Raw genomic sequence first — 21,111 nt, forward strand, 5'->3', positions numbered from 1 at the left:
CCATTTATAGAAAGTTGAATTACCCATGCCATATTTACGACAGAGCTCCTTGACAGGAATACCGGCTTCAGCTTCTTTTAAAATAGATACAATCTGATGTTCAGTCATTTTTTTCATAATTAAATCCCCTTTACTTTTATCATAGAGAATTTTCTACTTTTTTGCTGTACTATTTTAGGGGATAGTTACATACCTAATCCACTTATCTAGGATTGATTTACCCACACCTAGGTGGTTAACCAGTTCGCTTATAGGAAGGTGAGTATGAGATAACGTATAATCGACTGATTGTTGTTTGAATTCGACGCTAAATTTTCTGATCATGATAATTTCCTCCTATGACTTGTATTTATATCATAGAGGCGATTTCTGTCCACTTTTTGGGCGAGGAACATAGCCAAAAAATTATGAAAATGTCAGCAGGGCGATTATTTGACTAGCTAATAATATTGATGATTTAAAGGGAGTTAGCTGACGATATTAATAACGGATTGCAACCCATTTCGATCATGATTTTATTGAGTTTTAGTAATGGCAATCCAACCAATGAATTAATATCATCGCCTTCTAATTTATCAAACAGAGTAATGCCCAGTTCGTCACATTTAAAACTGCCTGCGCATTGTAGTGGCATCTCTTTAGCAATATAAGCATCAATTTCCGCATCGTTTAATGAACGAAAGGTCACTTTAAATGGTTCGCAAATGCTTGTTGATTGCATTGATTGTGTATTAATGACGGTCATTCCCGTATAAAAATAAAAGGCTTTACCACTGCTGTTTTTGAGTTGTGCACGTGCGTTTTCAACAGTATGTGGTTTGCAAACGATTTGATTATCTAAGACACCAACTTGATCCGATCCGATAATTAAGCTATTCGGATAGTCTGTCACTAATGATTGCGCTTTAAGTTTTGCTAGCCGAACTACTAATTGCTGAGCTGATTCGCCGACTAGCGGTGTTTCATCGCATATAGGTGGCACACACTCGAAAGGGATAGCTAATTTTTCAAGTATCTTTTTACGTGATGGTGAAGTCGAGGCTAATATGATTCTCATTTTAATTATCTCTTAAAATCCAAGCTGAAGGATGCGCATTAAAACCGATATGAGCATAATAATCAACTGCCTGTGGTGCAGCTAGTAGAGTAATTGAACATGATTTGTCAGTATTGTTTTTCACTTCTTTAATTAATTGCTTTCCGATGCCTTGTCGTTGATAATTTTCATCCACCGCGAGATCTGCCAAATAAGTGATATAAACAAAATCCGTTAAACAACGCGCAATGCCAATCAATTTATCATCATGCCAAGCAGTTACCACCAAATTAGCATTATCTAACATAGCTTGAAAGCGTACGGTATCGTTAAGTGGACGACGCTTGCCTAATGAACAATGACGATAAAGGGTGGTGGCTTGTTCGAGTGTCGGTTTGACATCAGTACGATAAATAATGCAATTCATGTTGATCTCCATCATAAAACGAATAAAAATAATTAAGGATTACATTTAAAATTAGTATCATACTAGCTAGGTAAAACCTATTTTAGTTTCGCTGAATATATAATCTAATCTAATCTATAACAAAGCAAGGAGGGAGTTATGTACAAAAAAATTTTAGTTCCTATCGATGTGCTTGAAGATGAATTAACAAAAAAAGTGATTCCACATGTAGAGTGCTTAGCCAGATTGTCTAATGCTGAAGTCATCTTTTTTCATGCCTTGCCTGTTTCATCGGCTATTATCAATGCTTACTCTTTTGGATTTGATGAATTTAAAGATCATGCAACAGTACAAACAGAACAATACCTTCATCAATTAATGGATTCGATTAATTTACCGCATGAACATTTATCGTTTTCTATCGCATTTGGTCATCCAAGAGATGAAATCCTTGCATTAGCTGACGAAATCAAACCAGACTTAATTATTTTAGGTTCACGTCGTCCTAATATTTCAACACATCTTTTAGGATCGAATGCTGCTGGGGTGGTTCGTGGTGCTCAAACTTCGGTATTGGTGGTCAGATAGATTTTAGCTTATATGTTGAGTATGATTTTGGTTGTTATTTGCTGTTGTAATCTAAATTATTTTTAATCAGTATAGCTAGGCAAACGGGGGGAATGTACAGTAAAAATGACCCCCGTGAAAATGATTAAGTTTTTAATTTTTAGTCAATTAACGTTTAATGTTTAAAAAAAATAATCAACCAATTCACTTTATAAGGCGCTTATATCACTGCAAAAGAATTTCAATATGCTTTGAATTTTCAGGTGGTGAGTCGGTTATTAACGACGTTTGATGTTAATAGATAATTGAAAAAATAAATTAAATAAAAATATTAACTAAATTTTTGTGTGACTTTGGGTTGATATTTTATTAAGTTAGTATAAAACTCTGATATTTTTTAGTATTCAAAACCGAACTACAATAAAAAACACTAAAGCAGCCACGATGTTGATCCTTTTCTTTGATATAAATTAAAAAATTTTATAAAAGCTACATTTACAAAACCATGGCAACTTATTTATACTTTCCATAGATTTGATGAACAAAAAATTTCCATAAAATAAATATAGATTGTAATCAAGGATTGAAAGCATGCGAAGGAATAGCCGTTTGATGGCCTGTCATAAATTACAGGTAATTACAAAACAAAAACTATCCGTTTTAAGTTTTTCTAATTCGCAAATATTTTGCGATTGCCATTGCTCAAAATCAAGGTTTCTATCTTTCCTTATCAGACGACAATTTATCGGTATTAGCTTGTTATTAATTTTTAATAGCAATGTTGTAAGTGCTGTAAATACGGAAAATACCTATGTTGCAGAAACAGCTAATGTTATTATGGGTAGCGCACCTTATATAAGTTTTGATGGAGGTAGAACCAAAATATCAAGCACTGAAGATACGCTTTGGATGAGTTATAAAATGGGTAATAAAACTTTTCGATATACCCCAGCAAACAATCCCTCGTCACCACAAAATCCTATTTTATTACCAGAGTCGTTCAAAACGTTTGCCGATATTGATTCGGTCGTGCCTAAAAATCAATCAATACCGGATTGGGCAGAACTTCATGAGCAAGAAATACAATTTAATAGCCGTGACAATAGAGAATATTTTTTCGATGATGATGGCGACAAGATTAAGTCAGGAGCCGGCGAGCTAACACTAATCATAGCTGATAACGGAGATCATCTAGTTGATGAAGATTGGTGGATAAGTGAGCCTCAATTTGGTTATAAGCGTAGTGATCCTATTGATCCTTGCCGTTATAGCTATAGATTGATTTTAAAGTCTAGCATTTCATCAGTTACGACCGAATTAGGGATACCATCTGAGTCTTCAGGGGTGCCTGAAAATGTCTGGAAGCAGGACAGATGGTCTTTTGAGAAACTATTTATTGTACATGTTAAACCTACAGTTTCTAATCCCTACGTCTGTTGGGCATTTCCAATATACCAAGATCCAAGAGCTGATCATATAGGAAAGGAGTGGAAATCAGGCACTATTGATATTGACGATCCAAACGATATTTATTTGTATAGAGGGCGAAAGAGAGGGTTTTTACTGCAAAATATTAACCAGCCTTCGTCTAACTTTCCAACCATTGCCGGCGATTCTTTACAGTTTACTTTAACCGTTGCCGGTATCTTGCATAACGAACTAAGTTATAGTAAACAGCCAGCAAATTCGAATATTAATTTAACTATTAATGGCGTGGGTGAATATGATGATATTACGTACTATGGTCGATTCCCTAATGAGGCTATAATTACTCTATTAGGACCCAAAGAAGGGCAATCAGACACATCTTTCACCCCTACAACTTTTATAATTTATGCTGATAAAGCTAAAACTAAACCTATATATAGTTTTACAATCAGTCAATGGATCATTAAATCAAATTACAATCAGCCAACATTTAAAGAAAGTAGTGCATACTGTGAACGTATAGGGTATAGACTTCCGACTATACCAGAGTTAACCAATATGAAAAATCCTAAACTGGATTGGAATCAAGGTTATCCTCCTAGTCGTGAGGAATATGTGGCTCAAGCTCAACTTAAAGGGGGATTCTATCCTGAATGGGGGAGTCGAGAATTATGGCGACTTCCTTGGGGATCAAATACTGAGGTTTGGGTAAGCAATCATCATAAAAATGATAACTATTACTTAGTTGATTCGTATGGACGAATATCTTCAAAGCCAATGACAGCAAAAGCGGGACGGACGTTTTGTATCTCACCGTAATATTGAAAAGGTAGTTTTTCTGCAATAAAAAAATCGAATAAAATTTATTTGGGTATGATTTTAATTTTATTGAATTTTTAGATGAAATCAACCGCCATGTAGGCGGTTTCATTTATTGATGTTTCACAATAAAACAACAGTGAATCTGTTTGTTACGTTTAAAATCAAGCGATAGCGTTTTATTGGTAATTTCTTGATAGGTTAAACCTAGGTTTTGCATACCAACACTATCCATTTTAAAACCACGCTTATTATTCGAAAAGATAATTGTTCCATTAGGACGTAACAAGCGTTTTAAATCGGTCATCAATTTTAGGTGATCACGCTGAACATCAAAGGTTTCGTGCATGCGTTTCGAGTTTGAAAATGTAGGCGGATCGATAAAAATTAAATCGAATTGCTCATCAGCCTGAGATAAATAGAGCAAACAATCAGCCTGAATTAATCGATGTTTTTTACCCGTTAAACCGTTTTGTTTTAAATTGCGATCAGCCCATTCCAAATAGGTGCGTGACATATCGACCGTGGTGGTTGATTTTGCTCCGCCAAGTCCGGCATAAACTGTTGCGCTACCTGTATAGGCAAATAGATTTAAAAAGTCCTTGCCGGCACTCATTTCACCAATCATTTTTCGTGCTAAGCGATGATCTAAAAACAAGCCGGTATCTAAATAATCGGTCACATTGACCCAAAATGCGGTTTTGCGTTGATTAATTGGGTATTCATGTACTAAAAAATAGTCCTGCTTTTGCCCAAGCTTTTGGTATTGCTGTTTACCTTTTTGCTTTTCACGCGTTTTTAATACTAGCTGATCGGCAGTAAGTTCAAGTACTGACATGGTTGCATTGATAATATCAAAAAGTCGCTGGCGCGTTTTTTGTGGATCAATATTTTTAGGTGCGGCATATTCTTGCATTACTATTTTATCTTTATAACGATCGATAGCAACGTTGTATTCAGGTAAATCCGCATCATAAAGTCGATAGCATTCTAGCTGTTCTTGAGCCGCCCATTTTTCTAACTTTTGTCTATTTTTGCGTAATCGATTAGCAAAGTCTGTAGCTGGCAACGTTGGATTATTGATTGGATGTTCAGTGTTACGCTGAGCAATGACATAATTTTTTTGTATACAGTCCAGCGGACCATTTTTGGCTTTGAATTGTCTGTCTGCTCGCATTTGTAAGCAATCTAATAATTGTGGTGCGCCGCTAAATAGCGATAATTTCCACCCACCAAAATTTTGTTTAATTTGTTGACCGAGTGCCGTATGCAAAGCAATAAGTGCTGGCTCACTTTCTAAGCGTTCGCCATAAGGTGGATTGCTAATAATCATACCGGTTGTTTGTGCTAGTAATGGATTACTTAATTGCGTTACATCTTGCACTGAAAACGTAATTAAATCACCCACACCTGCTTGGATGGCATTTTGTTTGGCTCGTTCAAGTACTGCTGAGTTATTATCGTAACCAATAAAAGGGGTATTGGGTTTGCAAACATTTTGTTTGGCTGAAAATAATAGCTCATTCCATAAAGTTGGATTAAAGCCTTTCCAAGCAAAAAATCCCCATTGTTTGCGTTGTAATCCCGGTGGGATTTTTGATGCAATCATAGCGGCTTCAATCAGTAGCGTGCCCGAACCACACATTGGGTCAAGTAATGGTTCATCACTTTGCCAACCTGAACGCATAATAATGGCAGCAGCAAGGGTCTCTTTTAATGGTGCTTGCCCCGTTTGCTGGCGATAACCACGCTCATGTAAGCTATTACCACTCAAATCTAAAGACAGTGTGACATGGTTTTTATTTAAATAAGCATGAAGCCGAATATCTGGATCTTGCTTTGCTACATTGGGTCGTTGGTTGGTATTACGTAAAAAATGATCGACAATAGCATCTTTGATCTTAAGTGCACCATATTGGCTATTACGAATAAACTCATTAACACCAACAAAGTTAATCACAAAAGCGTTATCGACAGCAAAAATATCAGTCCATTTAATATTGAACACGCAAGAATACAGATCTAAATCGCTATAGATATCAAATTCGGCTATTGGCAATAAAATACGCGATGCTAAACGTGACCATAATAGTGATTGATATAAAGTTGTTTCGTTGGCATCAAAATAGACACCGCCTTGCGTAATCTTACAATTGGTTGAACCAATTTGTTCTAACTCTTTTTTTAATAACTCTTCAAGCCCGCGAGATGTGCTGGCAAATAGCGTTTTCATGCATAATCCACTTTACAATAAAATTGCTGGCATTATACCGACTAATTGCAATAGTGGGAAATAAAGGCTGAATTTAACAAGAATATTGTTTAATGAGTGATAATAATTTTGTAAGGAAGTTTAATGAAATCTATACATTTAAGTACAGATAAAATTTGTAATTTTACTTATCAAAAAATATTTGATAAGTGCATTGATTTTATTTTTTTGTGGATTCTGGAGGTTGCACTGTTTTAGAGAGTAGTGACAATACTTTTCCATTCTCAAGATAGGGTGATAGTGGTAGTTTTTATAATTTTGATGACAAATAGTCAAAACAAGCCAAAGCAGAATCAGCCCAATATAAAGCTGATAGGGTTGAATTAGGTTTAGTCAAATATTAAAAAGTCAGTATGAACATTATTGGTTAACCAAACGCCATTATCAGCTAGATAAAACTTAAAGCCTTGTTGATGCATTAGTAAGGCTTTTACCTTTAATACAATAGGTTTACCGTGGCGTTTCCCTACAGTATTAGCTGTCTGTTCATTAATAGATAAATGGACATAATGGCGATCACCTGCAATTAATCCTTGTTTTTTTATTGAATCAATAAAGCGCGTTGCTGTGCCATGATATAAAAATTCAGGTGGCACCTGTTCAACATATTTAATTTTAACTTGTTGAGTTGAATGTCCTTGTGCTGCGCGTATTTTTAAACCATCTTCTGAAATCGTAAAACGTCTTTTATCGCTTGTTTTGACAACTTCTTCGATTAATTCTTTGGTAAGTGATTCACCATGTTGATTAGCTTGTAGGATCAAGATATTAATATCGACCCATCCTTCAGTATCTAAGGTTATACCAATAGTTTCTGGTTGATGTCTTAAAATATAACTTAAAAATTTACTCGTTTTATTTAATTGATTGTTCATGTTTTATATCCTTTATTCTTCCTATCAACTATTATAGATCTTATCAATCCCTTTAAAAACTTGTAAGTTATACCCTTTTATAGTCGATTGTGGTTTAGGGATAGGCTTGTTCCCTTGAGCTATGTAACTGACAACATAAAACTTTATACTGATATTAATTGCATTCCTTTTGCAATGGGTGGCTTTTCCTTTTGCATATCCAATCAATAAATCATTTAAAAACAAATATTTTTTATTTTAACGGTATAGAATCCTGAATTATTTTTACATGTGTAGTATCGGAAGGCACGATTGCTATTTGCGGTGAAGACGATCAAACGCATTTGGTAAGTAAAATGGGTATGAAAAGTTAATCATGCCCAATTGCATAGTTTAAATCTACAAGGCAAGTTCCACAATCGACGTTAATCAAAATAAGTTTAGTAAAAACCGTGCATCTCAAACATTAATAAAACATCGATTCAGCGTTAATGATTGTACAATGTTTAATGGGCTTTATTGTGCCTTTAATAATGTCACACAGTAAGGTAGCTGACTGTTTCCCCATTTTAAACAAAGGTTTACAAATTTTGCATAAACTATCTAATTCATTGTATTTAAGTTCTTTAGAGGCACTAAAATACGATATCGTAAGTGGTTTAGTCAGTTTTGCTTTACTTTCATTGGCTTGATGTAATGTTCCCAAAACCATGCAATCAGGTGAACGATGATGTTGCTCTTTAAAATGATTTTCGTGTAAGTAATTTAAGCTAAAGTTATCGGCACAAATCACAGCAGTGGGTGTTTTTGTGCCGTTTATTAATTTTTTAATAGCCGATCTAGCATGTTGATAGGTAAAGCAGCCTTGAATAATATACCTGGGTTCGATAGTAATATTTGCGCGTAACAAAGCTTGCTTATAACCTTGCTGCAAAAGTACTGAATTCATCGTTTTATCATCATTAAGTAAAATGGCAATTTGGTTATGATGATTATCAATCAAATATTGTGTCATTTGATACCCAATGAATAAATGGTCAAAGTGAACACAAACAAAATCAAGTGAAAAATGATTAACTAATACAATGGGGGGTAATGTGCTTTTATAAGAGAACAGTGTTTTTAAGTATGGGGCATCATTGATAATAATAATCCCATCAAAGGCATTTTGTGCCACATAACGAATAATATGATGGATATCACTTTTTTTATTATAAGGAAACTGCAGATAAAACAGTTGATACTGTTCTTCTTTTAAAACTTGCTCTAAACCAATATTGATTAAGCTTTTTGAAAACAGTTGGTTATCAATAATTAATATTTTTTTACTATTATGTATTGGTTGATAGGGGTTGAAGTTTTTTGATGTGTCCATATTTAACGCCTCAATAGCTTGATAAACACGTAACTGAGTTTGAGGCGATGTCAAATGTGGCTTTTTTAATACTCGAGAAACTGAAGCAACAGAAATATTAGCTTTTTTGGCAATCGTTGATAGGGTAATTTTTGTCATAATCACGCTTAAAAGTGGATTAAAGTGACTTATTACTTTACCGATATCAGGTTGATTTGTAAGCGATCAAATTTTGTTTTGTCGATCTATGTTCCAAAATATCTATGACAGATATCTAAAGAAGTTTAAATGGATATGTTTTATTAAAGCTATGGCATAAGTAATATAACCATATTATATAGTGTGGACGATCTACTTACTTGAATAAAAGAATGATTATTAAAAATTTAGGTACAGATTAGTGTTTTATTCTATTAACAAAAAAGATAGAATCAAGCCATACTAAAATAAGATGGATAAAAGGAATTTTATATGAAACTGAAATTTTTATTGGGTGCAATTTTATTTATGTTTAGTTATTGTGCCTGGGGGCAATTACTTAATATTAACCCTAAATATCGTGGTGAACCATTTTTTATGAGTGTTGATATGCACCAATTGCAACAAGATTGCGCTAGAAACGAAGATGAATATCATCAACTCGATAAAAAAGAAAAGCTAAAATATGATAGCCGTTGCCCACTCAACAATTTGAAATTTGATTTTAAACAGTTAGATAAATTAATCGATGATGATCCTATTGTCTATAATGGTAATGATTTTCAACTAAAATTAAGCATTAGCCCAACTAATCCTAAGAATAAAAACGAGGAAGATTTACCTAATTCAGGGCGAGATATTACGTTATCTTTAATCAGCAAAAATCAGGTAATTGATAAGCTTTTTTTAGCAAATAACTCTTTTTCTAATAATCCTACTCTTTGGAATGGCTATCAGCATTACTATATTGCCCCAAGTGGCGATATTTACACATTATTGTCAATAAAATCAGAACCGATTGAGTCTGAGTCAGGGACGTTTCCTACATTATGGAAGCATTACAATATTGACTCGAGTAATATGAAATTTGGGCTTAAAGAGATGCAAATCAATATGCCAGAAGCAACTTATCAAATTATTTATCCTAACCAATTTAATACTAAATTTCACCAAGGCGCTGTTGAATATGGTTTAACATTAGAAGAATCCATTGCACTGTTTAATCAATCAGCTAAAAATGGATCTTCTGATTATAGTCTTGATTTTAGAGTCTATCGTTATTATCAAGATCAGCTAAAAGAGAAAGTAAAGCAGCTTGATAATAAAAAACAACAGCAAGATTCATTGCTGGCATTGGAACAAAATATAAATACAGCGTGTTTAATTACACCAGCGCCGATTTATGAAAGTGATATTGAACCTTATTTAGATAAAGTTTTGACTTGCTTAATTGATCAACATCGGCAGGCAATCAAACACGTGGAAGATGAGTTAGCCAATTAGTATTATTTGGCAATCAATATAATAAGTAAGTATAAATTTTATTAGTAAAGATAATTCGTTATTGGTGAAGACTAAAAAATTCTCTTATTTGTTTGAATAGTCAAATAACCTGTGAAAATGTAAACTGCTAAATTCATTTTCGAGTATTATCAAAAGCTCAGTATCAACAAAGCCATCTTAATGATGGCTTATCGTTTTAATGTTCAGAATCACAGTCAATTGAAATCTATTCATCTAATGCTATTGTCATGTATCTTTTTCCGCTATCTTTGACAATATAGTGATATAATTACCGCTAAATTTTTTATTGGGTTTATAAATATGTCTGCATGGAATATTGCTATTGTGGGGGCGACAGGCCAAGTTGGCTCTGCGCTAGTTGAGTTGCTACAGCAACGTAGTTTACAAGACGGTAGTCTAAAAATTGAAAATCTCTATCTAGTAGGCAGCGATAACAGTGCTGGTGAAATTGTTCGTTTTGCTGGCAAAAATTTAACAGTGATTGACAGTACACAAATGGACTGGAGCGAGTGCCATTTTGCTTTTTTTGTTGCTGATGCTAAAACCAGTGAAAAGTATGCGCAAGTCGCAGCACAATCGGGATGTGTAGTGATTGATGCAAGTGGTTATTTTGCTCAGCAAGATCATATTCCATTAGTGGTACCTAAAGTTAATAATAGTGTATTGACCGAATACCGTAATGAAAACATTATCGCCGTTGCTAGTGCCACTGTATGTCAGTTGTTGCGTTGTGTTGCTTCGTTAACTGATATGGAATTATTAACAAATTTACATGCGACTAGTTTTATCCCAGCATCATTGTATGGCAAATCTGGCGTGGATGAACTGGCAGGGCAAAGTGCTCGCTTGTTAAATGGTATGCCGGTTGATAATCAACTGTTTGATAAGCAATTAGCTTTTAATCTATTACCGGTATCGCACGAACATCACGATGCAATACTCGGAGAAAAATCCCAAGTTGATCAAATCCGTAAAGTATTGAGTAATTATGAACTTCCTGTCTCTATCGAGTCAGTGATTGTGCCCGTGTTTTATGGCGTATCACAAGCCATTAATGTATCAAGTAGTTTGCCAATTGAATTAGATATGGCACGCTTTGGTGAATTTGGTGTTGAAGTACAAGGCGATAATTTGCCAACGCCAGTGACCGAAGTCAGTACCGAATCAGAACACAATTTGGTTATAAAATTGGCTAATTTAAGACACAGTTATGGTCATTATGAACAAATTCAATTTTGGTCAGTGGCCGATAATATCCGTTATTTAGGGGCATTGATGTTAATTGAGACGCTTGAGATTCTGATTAATGACTACCTGTAAAATTGCCCTGGGTATTGAATATGATGGCAGTGGTTATTTTGGCTGGCAACGCCAGCAATCTGTCGATTCTATTCAAGAGCGGCTAGAATCTGCGTTATCCATTATTGCCAATGCGCCAATCAACGTATTTTGCGCCGGTCGAACCGATGCCGGCGTGCATGCGACAGGACAAGTGGTGCATTTTGAAACCCAAGCTGCGCGCTCACCGAGTGCTTGGACAATGGGGGTTAATTCGCATTTACCTGATAATATTGCAGTGCGCTGGTCACAAATAGTTGAGGATAGTTTTCATGCAAGGTTTAGTGCGACAGCTCGACGTTACCGTTATGTGATCTATAATCATCGCTATCGCCCTGCGATTTTAGCTAAAGGGGTGTCACATTATTATTTGCCATTAAACGAAATATTAATGCACCAAGCTGCGCAGTATTTATTAGGTGAAAACGACTTTTCATCATTTCGAGCGGCTCAATGCCAATCAAGAACGCCTTGGCGTAATATTCATCACATTGAAGTGATAAGGCAAGGTGCATATATTATTGTTGATATTAAAGCCAATGCATTTGTGCACCATATGGTACGCAATATTGTGGGGAGTTTACTTGAAGTTGGTGCGGGTAATCAGCGTCCAGAGTGGATTGATGAACTTTTGCAAGCTAAGGACAGAACGCAAGCTGCCGCAACAGCAAAACCAGAAGGATTATATTTAGTTCAGGTGGATTATCCATCCGAATACCAAATACCCGATCCGAGTTTAGGTCCATTATTTTTAAAATAAGCAACGTAGCTTAGCAATAAATTCAATTTAGAACAAAAGATGAATGTAATGAATACTGATCGAACAAGCACAAACAAAGATTATAAAAATCAAGATACGAAAAAATCAAATCTGCACAATATCAAGCTTCCACCGCACTCGATCGAAGCTGAACAAGCGGTATTGGGTAGCTTGATGCTTGATAATCAACGTTGGGATGCGGTATCTGAAATGATCACTGAGCGGGATTTTTACTCGCGTCATCATCAATTGATTTTTTCTGAAATGCATACCTTGGTCAGCAAAGGGACACCAATTGATTTAATTACCCTTTCTGAAAGTCTTGAAAGTAAAGACCTATTAGCCGATGTAGGTGGTTTTGCTTATTTGGCGGAGCTTTCTAAAAACACGCCAAGTGCGATTAATGTTGTTGCTTATAGCGATATTATTCGCCAACAAGCGATTTTGCGCGAATTAATCAGCGCATCAAATGATATTGCTGATAACTGTTATGCCACTGAAGGGCGCGATAGTACCGAAATTTTAGACTTGGCGGAAAGTAAAATCTTCCAAATTGCTGAAAGCCGGACTAAACAAGGCGAAGGGCCAAAAAGTATTACCGAAGTGTTAGAAGCAACGGTAGCTAAGATTGAAGAATTGTTCCAACGCCCGCATGATGGTGTGACAGGGGTTTCAACCGGTTATATTGATTTAGATAAAAAAACGGCTGGTTTACAGCGTTCTGATTTAATTATTATTGCAGCAAGGCCATCAATGGGTAAAACCACATTTGCCATGAATTTGTGTGAAAATGCTGCCCTAGAGCAAGAAAAGCCAGTATTAATATTCAGTTTAGAAATGCCATCAGAACAAATTATGATGCGTATGTTAGCGTCACTTTCGCGTGTTGACCAAACCCGAATTAGAACAGGGCAACTACAAGACGATGATTGGGCAAGAATTTCAAGCACTATGGGCTTATTGCTGGAAAAGAAAAATATCTATATTGATGATTCATCAGGCTTAACGCCAATGGAGTTACGCTCAAGAGCCAGACGTATTTATCGTGAGCATAAAGGGTTAAGTATGATTATGGTCGATTACTTACAATTAATGCGTGTGCCGAATATCTCTGAAAACCGAACATTAGAAATTGCCGAAATATCGCGCTCACTAAAAGCCTTGGCGAAAGAGTTACAAATTCCTGTTGTTGCACTTTCACAGCTTAACCGTAGCTTAGAGCAACGTGCTGATAAAAGACCGGTTAACTCAGATTTACGTGAATCGGGATCTATTGAACAAGATGCCGATGTGATTATGTTTATCTATCGTGACGAGGTGTATAACGAAGCATCTGAACATAAAGGTATTGCCGAAATCATTTTAGGAAAACAACGAAACGGTCCAATTGGTAAAGTACGATTAAAATTTCAAGGTCAGTTTTCACGTTTTGATAATTATGCAGATAACAGTAAATATCTGGATGATGAGTAAAAATTAAAAGTAATAAGCATCAATAACAGCGTAAATAGGGTTACAACTCTATTTACGCTGTTTTTCTATCGTCATTAAAAAGCAGTTTTAAAAGCGGTTTCAATAGTAGAAAAAAATCACTTTAACGGTGCACTTTTTTGTGAGCAACAAACAGATAAGTTTGGGCAAATAAAAAAAGAGTTGCTTGTAAAATAACGATACAAGCGCTGGTTGATGCATCTACATAGTAACTTATCAAGGTACCCATCACCGTTGAAAATGTCGAAACCAATACGGCAATCACTAGCATCCATTCAAAGCGTTTACTTAACGAAAAAGCAGTTATGCCCGGTGCTATCAACATCGCAATAACTAAAATCATCCCAGCGACTTTTAATGATCCTACAATAGTTAAAGCCAGAACACTCAACAAACCGTAATGTAGTAACTTAACGGGTAGTCCTACAACTTTAGCCTGCACTGGATCGAAGCAATAGAGCATCAGATCACGGCGTTTAATAATAATTAAAAGCGACACAATTACAGCAATAAAGATGATCTGTTTAAGCTCGTCATAACTGGTGCCAAGCACACTACCAAATAGAATATGATTTAAATGTTGCGACGTATCCACCTTAGAAAATAATACTAAACCGAAAGCAAACATCCCTGAAAATACAATCCCCATGACCGTATCTTCTTTGATGCGACTGTTTTCTTTAATATAACCTGTTGCAACCGAGCAAAATAGACCTGAAGCAAAAGCACCAATGATAATTGGGATACCTGCTACATATGCCAGCACAATGCCGGGTAAAACCGCATGCGAAATCGCATCCCCCATTAACGACCAGCCTTTTAACACTAAAAAACAAGATAGTAGGGCACACACAATACCGGTTGCTAACGAAGCTAAGATTGCGCGTTGAATAAGAGGAAGAGTAAGCGGATAATAGATATATTCCCAAAACTCTGTCATACCTGCCTCCCTTTATGTAAACGGCTTTGGCGGATCCTAAGGCGATTTACAATTAACCCTTGCTGTGGAGCAAATAAGAATGCAGCAATAAATATTAGCGTTTGCAACATAACAATAACGCCACCAGTTTCACCATTTAAAAAGTAACTGATCCAAGCACCAATAGCACTTGTTACAGCGCCAATTAGCACCGAAATAATCAATAAGTGCGAAAATCGGTTAGTCAATAAGTAAGCGGTTGCACCAGGTGTAACAACCATAGCAATTACTAAAATGGCGCCAACAGTTTGCAGTGCCGCAACAGTGCAGGCGCTTAAAATGGTAAAAAATAGGATTTTTAATGGTAGTGGTTTTAATCCAATGGATCGGGCATGGGTTTCATCAAAAAAAACGACTAACAAATCCTTCCAAAAAAAGAAAAGTAATATAAATGACACCAAAATAATGATTTGCACTTGCCACATATCACTATCATCAATCCCTAGAATATTACCAAATATAATGGTTTGTGCATTGATTGATGTTGGATTGAGCGAAATAATTAACAAACCGACAGCAAAAAAGGTTGAAAAGATAAAACCGATAATGGCATCTGCTTTTAATCGCGTAAAGGCACGTACGAGCGTAATTGCCAGTGCAGCGAGTAATCCGGTAAAAAAAGCACCAACAGAATAAGGCACCCCCAACGCATAAGCCCCTGCAACTCCCGGCACAACAGAATGCGAAAGCGCATCGCCCATGAGTGACCAACCTTTTAACATTAAAAAAGCCGATAAAAAAGCACAGGCAGCACCCACAATACTACTTACCCAAATTGCTTTTAACATAAAACCGTAGGTGAATGGTTCAAGTAACAGTTCCATTTATTATTACCCTTTTGGTTCATTATCGTGATGGTTAACTAGCAAATCTCGATGAGGTGAGTCATGCTTACCTTCCCCATAAAAAATTGCAGCACGTTCATCATCGGTTAAGATCGATACTTTACGAGGATCTTCATCATCGTGCAATTGTTCGCCCGACAAACTCAGATAACGCAGCGCACCACCAAAGGTAGTCATTAAATTTTGTGGTGTAAAGGTTGTTTTAGTTGGACCAAAGGCCAAAACAGTTTGATTAATTAATACCACTTGATCGCAAAATTCAGGCACACTACCTAAGTTATGAGTTGAAACTAAAATCAAATGGCCTTCTTTACGCAGATCTTTCAACAGATCAATAATGGCATTTTCAGTTTTAACATCAACCCCAGTAAAGGGTTCATCTAACAACAGCACTTTACCTTGCTGAGCTAACGCTCTAGCTAAAAATACCCGTTTCTTTTGCCCACCTGATAGCTCACCAATTTGACGATGCTTAAAATCGAGCATATTAACGCGTTCAAGGGCAAGATCGACCTGTTTTTTATCTTCTTTACTTGGAATACGTAAAAAAGACATATGCCCATATCGCCCCATCATGACCACATCTGACACGAGCACAGGAAAATCCCAATCGACTTCTTCGGTTTGTGGCACATAGGCAATGATATTTTGTTTTAAGGTCTGCTTAACTGACATATCATTAAATGTGACATGCCCACGAGTTGGACGAACCATGCCCATAATGCTCTTAAATAACGTCGATTTACCGCTACCATTAACGCCGACTAACGCGCAAATAGTGCCACCATTTAAGCGAAAGCTAGCATCATAAATTGCGGTATGACCATTATTATAAGTCACGGTGATATCATCAACATTCAAGCAAATTTGAGTCATTATTTTTCAAATCCTTTAGCGATAGTTTCGACGGTCACTTTGAGTAGATCAATATAAGTGGGTACAGGACCATCTTTAGTTGAAAGTGAATCGACATATAAAACGCCACCATATTTAATATTGGTTTCTTTACTAACTTGTTTGGCGGGCTTATCTGAAATAGTACTCTCACTAAAAATAACAGGAATATCATTTGCTCTAACTAAGTCAATTAAATGCCTAACTTGCTGAGGGGTGCCTTGTTGCTCGGCATTGATTGGCCAAAGGTAAGCTTCTTTCAAATTATAGTCACGAGCCAAATAACTAAACGCACCTTCACTGGTGACTAACCAACGCTTGGTTTCAGGAATTTTAGCTAAACGCTCACGTAATGGCGCATCAAGTGCTTTGATTTTAGCAATATAATCGGCTGCATTTTTATTATAAATCGCGGCATTTTGCGGATCATATTTGACAAACGCCGCACGGATATTTTCAACATAAGTTAAAGCCAACGTTGGTGACATCCAAGCATGCGGATTCGGGTTACCTTTATAACTGCCTTCTTGAATTGGCATCGGCTCAATACCTTCTGTCACGACAACCGAAGGTACATCTTTAACGTCTTCAAAAAAACGTTTAAACCAAAGCTCTAAATTAAGGCCATTCCATAATACTAAATCGGCAGAAAGCACTTTAGTAATGTCTTTAGGGGTGGGATCATATTCATGAATTTCAGCCCCGACTTTGGTAATTGACTCAACCTCAGCAGCATCACCAGCGATATTTTGTGCGATATCTTGAATAATGGTAAAGGTGGTAACCACTTTAAATTTTTTTTCTACCGCATGGGCAGATGCGCACACACCCATTAAAATAATCAACGAGGCTAAAATAGTGCTTAAAATTTTCAAAAAATTGAACTTCATTAGCGACTCCTTGCGTTTAACATATAATCAAATAGCGAGACACGAATGATTAGCCGTAACAAATCAAGAAAATATCTTTTTTATTTAATTAATTGTAATGATGAAACATGATGACTAATTCATAATAATAATTAACTTAAATGTTAATGAGAATTATTATTATTTGAGAAATAAAAGTCAAATCCTTTTTAAAACTTACTATTTCTATTAACTGGTTACCTAGTTATGTCTTTAATTCATTTTATATAAAACTAAAATAAATAGTAGCTAATTCCATCTATTTAAATGATAGTTACAGTAGAAAAAAATGATCAAATGAATTGGCATAAACCACATATTTTTAACTATGTGGTTTATGGATTTTAGGGAAATGTGAAAGTAATTTTATTGGTAAATCGTTAATTTAGAAAGAAAAACGATATCCTCCATTGACTTGTAATAAATCAAATCGGCTACCCGGTGAGCTTTCTAAATCCAAATAAATATTATGTTGTTGATTCAACTGTGCAGTTATACCTACCCCATTATTCCACCAATTGCCTTTGAATGAATGCTTTTCTTTACTTGTATTTAATTTATAGTAAGTATCACCATTAAATTCTCTAACAATTCCTGTTTTAGCATAGATATTGATATTATTGTTGTCTGAATTGATCTCGTATCCAAATAATGCTGATGCTCGACCAATTAACGAATTATAATTGCCTAATTTTACTTTAAGTCCGTTGGTAGCATTAATTGATGTAGCATTTTGGTGACTGTAAGACAATTGAGATTGGGGTTCAATATAAAAATCATTCAATTTAAATTTCTGACCTAGCTCCAAAGATAAACCAAGTCCATTGGTATGGCCTGTTCCTTGAACATGATTATTGGCTGTATCTTTAACCTTAAAGTGATTTTTTTGACGAGCATATTTGGCAACACCATCAACATAAAATCCGTCATTGTTTAAATAAGTTGCGTAAAGACCAGTATTAAATGATTTTAAAGATCCGTCCCCTTTGCGATAATCTGGATCACCATAAGTTTGTCCAACAAAAGCACCGACTACAAAAGGTGAGTCTTCAGATAACTGTTTATCTGCACCAAATTGGAATCCATGATAGCTCATATCAAATTTACTTAATTTACCGCCAGAAAATGAATCCAACTTACCAGAAAAACCGCGTAACCAAACATCACCAAACTGTCCACTTGTTCGAATATCACCAAGGCGTTTGAGTAAAGTTTGGGTTTCAATATAGCTCATTAAATAATTACTGTTAAGAAACCCAGCACTAGCCATTGCTGATGAAGTAATAGTAGGATGAGCTGTTAACACATAATTGTTACCCTCTTTATTTAGGGAATATTGATAACCACCAAGTTCAACATTATGATTTGTCTTAAACTCAGCAGTACTTGTGGCATTATTATCAATTTCGACTAAAGTTAATTTTTCTTTACCTGTGGTATTAGACGCTCCGTTATTTGTTAAATTTAGGGTATGAGTTCCCTCTGCGGATATGGGACGGTTTGTGTCAGCTGATTTGGAAATAATAATTTTATCGCTTTTTTCTGCAGCAATGTCGGTACGTAAATCAAAACTTGATTCACCTTTTAAATTCTCAATGGTTAACTCTACATAGTTACCATTAGAATTATCATTAACAAATTTTATCGAACCTTGTCCAGATAGTTCGGTAAGATAAGAATCTTCATCGGTTATTTCCCAAGAAGCGCCTTTGGCAAGATTCATTTTTATAACTCCAGTGGTATCAGGATTACCACTATTAGGATCATCTGGATCACCAAATCCTGACACTCGACCTACAATTTTGGAACCAGAAGCTAAATCTAATATAATTGTTCCGCCAAAGCTTGCATCGATATCGCCATTAATTATTGATTTATTATTGATTCTTAAGACCCCATTTTCAATAGAACTAATATTACCATCAATAAATGATTCGCCATTTAATGTTAAATTTCCATCAGAGATAAAAATAGTATCTGACCATTCACGATCGTTAACGCTTAATGTTGTTTTTCCATTAACGATGATGGTTGAATCTCCAAGTAAAGAAATTGCATCAGAATCATGTCCTTGCATATGAATTGTAAGATCACCATTAAAAATAGTGGAAGATGTAGAAGGAGTTGAAGGAAAAGAATCTAGCCCTGCAATTGTTACGCCATCTTCTATGCGATTAGCTTCTCTTTGGATATTGATCGTGACATTTTTTTCAAAAACAGTATTGCTATTAGCAAATATAAAGATACCTGAAGATATTTCCCCATTGACTTTGTTTAAATTGTGAGTAACAGGAATATTAACTTCATTTGTATATGTCTGATTTCCTTGTAGCTCAAGTGCATTTACTACTAATGGTGTGGCTAGGGATAATCCTAAAATTATTTTATTTTTCATCTAATAATTTCCTTTCTTCTATAATTAATGGCAGTCTAACAATAAAACAATTGTTGTTCAATAATTAATCTCAACAGGATTGTTACCTTATAGATTTTTAACAATATCATTAATTAGTCATTTTGACTTGAATCTTTAATTAACGAGAGTATAAGGGTAAATAAATAGTTCCTTTTTAATCCAAATAAAATAGGGGGGATGAGTATGAAATTACGAAAAGTGATGATTATCGGCGTGGGTAATGTTGGATCAACAACGGCCTATACATTGGTTAACCGAGGTATTTGTGAAGAAATCGCACTCGTTGACCTCAATAAAGAGCTAGCCTATGGACATGCGCAAGATTTATTAGATGCCGCAGCTTATCGACAAAATATGGTCAAAGTTAGCTTGCGTGAATCGACTGATTGCGCTGACATAGATATTGCCATTATCACCGTTACATCAGGCATTGCCCAAAAAAGCCGAGCCGAAGAGCTTGCAGGAACCTCAAAAATTATTGCCAGCATAGTACCTAATATGATGAAAGATGGTTTTAAAGGCATATTTTTAATTGCAACCAACCCTTGCGACGCCATCACATATCAAGTCTGGAAACTATCAGGGCTACCGCGTCATCGCGTAATTGGTACAGGGGTATGGCTTGATACGGTACGATTACGTCGATTATTGGGCGAAAAAATGAACATAGGACCACAAAGCATCGACGCCTTTATTGTGGGCGAACATGGTGATTCACAGTTTCCAGTTTGGTCTCATTCATCAGTTTATGGTATTAATTTAAATGATTTACAAAAAAACAAAATAGATTTTGACGAAGTGGGCAGCCAAGCTCGAAAAATGGGCTTTGAAATTGCGAATCGAAAACACTGCACCGAATATGGTATTGCCAGCACTATCACCGAAATCTGCCAACATATATTCACCAATAGTCACCGAGCATTAGCGCTCAGTTGCATTTTAAACGGAGAATATGGCTATAAAGATGTTGCTATTGGTGTACCGGCGATTCTTGATCAACATGGAATCAAAAAAATTATAGAGCTTGATTTTACCGAAAGCGAAAAACAGCTATTTGAAAAAAGTATTAATATTGTTAAAGGCTATATTGATCATATTAAATTACCATAGTACTAGTTATTTTTATTATTGCTCAATTGGCGCACTAACCTAGCGTTATCCATTGGTGGCGTCATTGTATGCACAATACGCCACGAACAAGGTTTTTATTACTATCATAGAAGAAATAGTTTTGGAGTATA

18 protein-coding genes are annotated in these 21,111 nt (G+C 35.6%); 7 read left to right on the plus strand and 11 right to left on the minus strand.

Annotated elements, in window-relative coordinates:
- The 3 genes from ACYIAM_RS10910 to ACYIAM_RS10920 form a co-directional block, all read right to left on the minus strand.
- The coding region (locus tag ACYIAM_RS10910) for a transposase (RefSeq protein ID WP_483747552.1) at positions 1-117 on the minus strand (117 nt) is incomplete at its 3' end.
- 340 nt (positions 118-457) lie between these two features.
- The gene (locus tag ACYIAM_RS10915) at positions 458-1,057 is read right to left on the minus strand and encodes a Maf family protein (protein ID WP_483748276.1); all 600 of its coding nucleotides are present in this window, start codon (positions 1,055-1,057) and stop codon (positions 458-460) included.
- A gap of 1 nt (position 1,058) precedes the next feature.
- The gene (locus tag ACYIAM_RS10920) at positions 1,059-1,463 is read right to left on the minus strand and encodes a GNAT family N-acetyltransferase (protein ID WP_483748277.1); all 405 of its coding nucleotides are present in this window, start codon (positions 1,461-1,463) and stop codon (positions 1,059-1,061) included.
- A gap of 138 nt (positions 1,464-1,601) precedes the next feature.
- Between ACYIAM_RS10920 and ACYIAM_RS10925 the strand changes: the two genes are divergently transcribed.
- Together ACYIAM_RS10925 and ACYIAM_RS10930 are read left to right on the plus strand one after the other, a co-directional pair.
- On the plus strand, positions 1,602-2,030 hold the full coding sequence (locus tag ACYIAM_RS10925; protein ID WP_174797619.1) for a universal stress protein: 429 nt from the start codon (positions 1,602-1,604) through the stop codon (positions 2,028-2,030).
- A 735-nt stretch (positions 2,031-2,765) separates the two neighbouring features.
- On the plus strand, positions 2,766-4,256 hold the full coding sequence (locus tag ACYIAM_RS10930; RefSeq protein ID WP_483748278.1) for a hypothetical protein: 1,491 nt from the start codon (positions 2,766-2,768) through the stop codon (positions 4,254-4,256).
- A gap of 112 nt (positions 4,257-4,368) precedes the next feature.
- On the opposite strand, the gene rlmKL is transcribed toward ACYIAM_RS10930, so the two are convergent.
- From rlmKL to ACYIAM_RS10945, 3 genes are all read right to left on the minus strand, one after another.
- Positions 4,369-6,489, minus strand: a complete 2,121-nt coding sequence (rlmKL, locus tag ACYIAM_RS10935) for a bifunctional 23S rRNA (guanine(2069)-N(7))-methyltransferase RlmK/23S rRNA (guanine(2445)-N(2))-methyltransferase RlmL (protein WP_483748279.1) — start codon at positions 6,487-6,489, stop codon at positions 4,369-4,371.
- Positions 6,490-6,857: 368 nt separating this feature from the next.
- Entirely contained in the window at positions 6,858-7,403 is a 546-nt protein-coding gene (locus ACYIAM_RS10940) for an RNA 2'-phosphotransferase (RefSeq protein WP_483748280.1), read from the minus strand.
- A gap of 445 nt (positions 7,404-7,848) precedes the next feature.
- Positions 7,849-8,895 carry a LacI family DNA-binding transcriptional regulator gene (locus ACYIAM_RS10945; protein ID WP_483748281.1) on the minus strand — a complete coding sequence of 349 codons (1,047 nt, stop codon included), beginning with the start codon at positions 8,893-8,895 and terminating at the stop codon, positions 7,849-7,851.
- Positions 8,896-9,207: 312 nt separating this feature from the next.
- On the opposite strand from ACYIAM_RS10945, the gene ACYIAM_RS10950 reads away from it, so the two are divergent.
- From ACYIAM_RS10950 to dnaB, 4 genes are all read left to right on the plus strand, one after another.
- The gene (locus ACYIAM_RS10950; protein WP_483748282.1) at positions 9,208-10,218 is read left to right on the plus strand and encodes a hypothetical protein; all 1,011 of its coding nucleotides are present in this window, start codon (positions 9,208-9,210) and stop codon (positions 10,216-10,218) included.
- 321 nt (positions 10,219-10,539) lie between these two features.
- Positions 10,540-11,559 carry an aspartate-semialdehyde dehydrogenase gene (locus ACYIAM_RS10955; protein ID WP_483748283.1) on the plus strand — a complete coding sequence of 340 codons (1,020 nt, stop codon included), beginning with the start codon at positions 10,540-10,542 and terminating at the stop codon, positions 11,557-11,559.
- Positions 11,546-12,337 (plus strand): tRNA pseudouridine(38-40) synthase TruA, encoded by a 792-nt coding sequence (gene truA, locus ACYIAM_RS10960; protein ID WP_174797626.1) that lies wholly within the window; start codon positions 11,546-11,548, stop codon positions 12,335-12,337. The genes ACYIAM_RS10955 and truA overlap by 14 nt, the downstream gene beginning before the upstream one ends.
- A gap of 48 nt (positions 12,338-12,385) precedes the next feature.
- On the plus strand, positions 12,386-13,810 hold the full coding sequence (gene dnaB / locus ACYIAM_RS10965; RefSeq protein WP_075508148.1) for a replicative DNA helicase: 1,425 nt from the start codon (positions 12,386-12,388) through the stop codon (positions 13,808-13,810).
- Between the two features lie 121 nt (positions 13,811-13,931).
- On the opposite strand, the gene ACYIAM_RS10970 is transcribed toward dnaB, so the two are convergent.
- The 5 genes from ACYIAM_RS10970 to ACYIAM_RS10990 all read right to left on the minus strand — a co-directional run bounded on the left by ACYIAM_RS10970 (position 13,932) and on the right by ACYIAM_RS10990 (position 19,849).
- Positions 13,932-14,768 carry a metal ABC transporter permease gene (locus tag ACYIAM_RS10970; protein WP_483748284.1) on the minus strand — a complete coding sequence of 279 codons (837 nt, stop codon included), beginning with the start codon at positions 14,766-14,768 and terminating at the stop codon, positions 13,932-13,934.
- Positions 14,765-15,631, minus strand: coding sequence for a metal ABC transporter permease (locus ACYIAM_RS10975; RefSeq protein ID WP_483748285.1), 867 nt, complete (start codon positions 15,629-15,631; stop codon positions 14,765-14,767). Before ACYIAM_RS10975 ends, ACYIAM_RS10970 begins: the two co-directional genes overlap by 4 nt.
- A gap of 6 nt (positions 15,632-15,637) precedes the next feature.
- On the minus strand, positions 15,638-16,528 hold the full coding sequence (locus ACYIAM_RS10980) for a manganese/iron ABC transporter ATP-binding protein (RefSeq protein WP_174797629.1): 891 nt from the start codon (positions 16,526-16,528) through the stop codon (positions 15,638-15,640).
- The gene (locus ACYIAM_RS10985; protein WP_483748301.1) at positions 16,528-17,379 is read right to left on the minus strand and encodes a metal ABC transporter substrate-binding protein; all 852 of its coding nucleotides are present in this window, start codon (positions 17,377-17,379) and stop codon (positions 16,528-16,530) included. Before ACYIAM_RS10985 ends, ACYIAM_RS10980 begins: the two co-directional genes overlap by 1 nt.
- Positions 17,380-17,839: 460 nt before the next feature.
- Positions 17,840-19,849: an autotransporter outer membrane beta-barrel domain-containing protein gene (locus ACYIAM_RS10990; protein ID WP_174797631.1), complete on the minus strand. Its 2,010-nt coding sequence runs from the start codon at positions 19,847-19,849 to the stop codon at positions 17,840-17,842.
- A gap of 198 nt (positions 19,850-20,047) precedes the next feature.
- On the opposite strand from ACYIAM_RS10990, the gene ACYIAM_RS10995 reads away from it, so the two are divergent.
- A complete protein-coding gene (locus ACYIAM_RS10995; RefSeq protein WP_483748286.1) occupies positions 20,048-20,980 on the plus strand; it encodes an L-lactate dehydrogenase in 933 nt (310 codons plus the stop codon).
- Positions 20,981-21,111 lie beyond the last annotated feature (131 nt).

The sequence above is a fragment of the Gilliamella sp. X-60 genome, assembly GCF_057063585.1.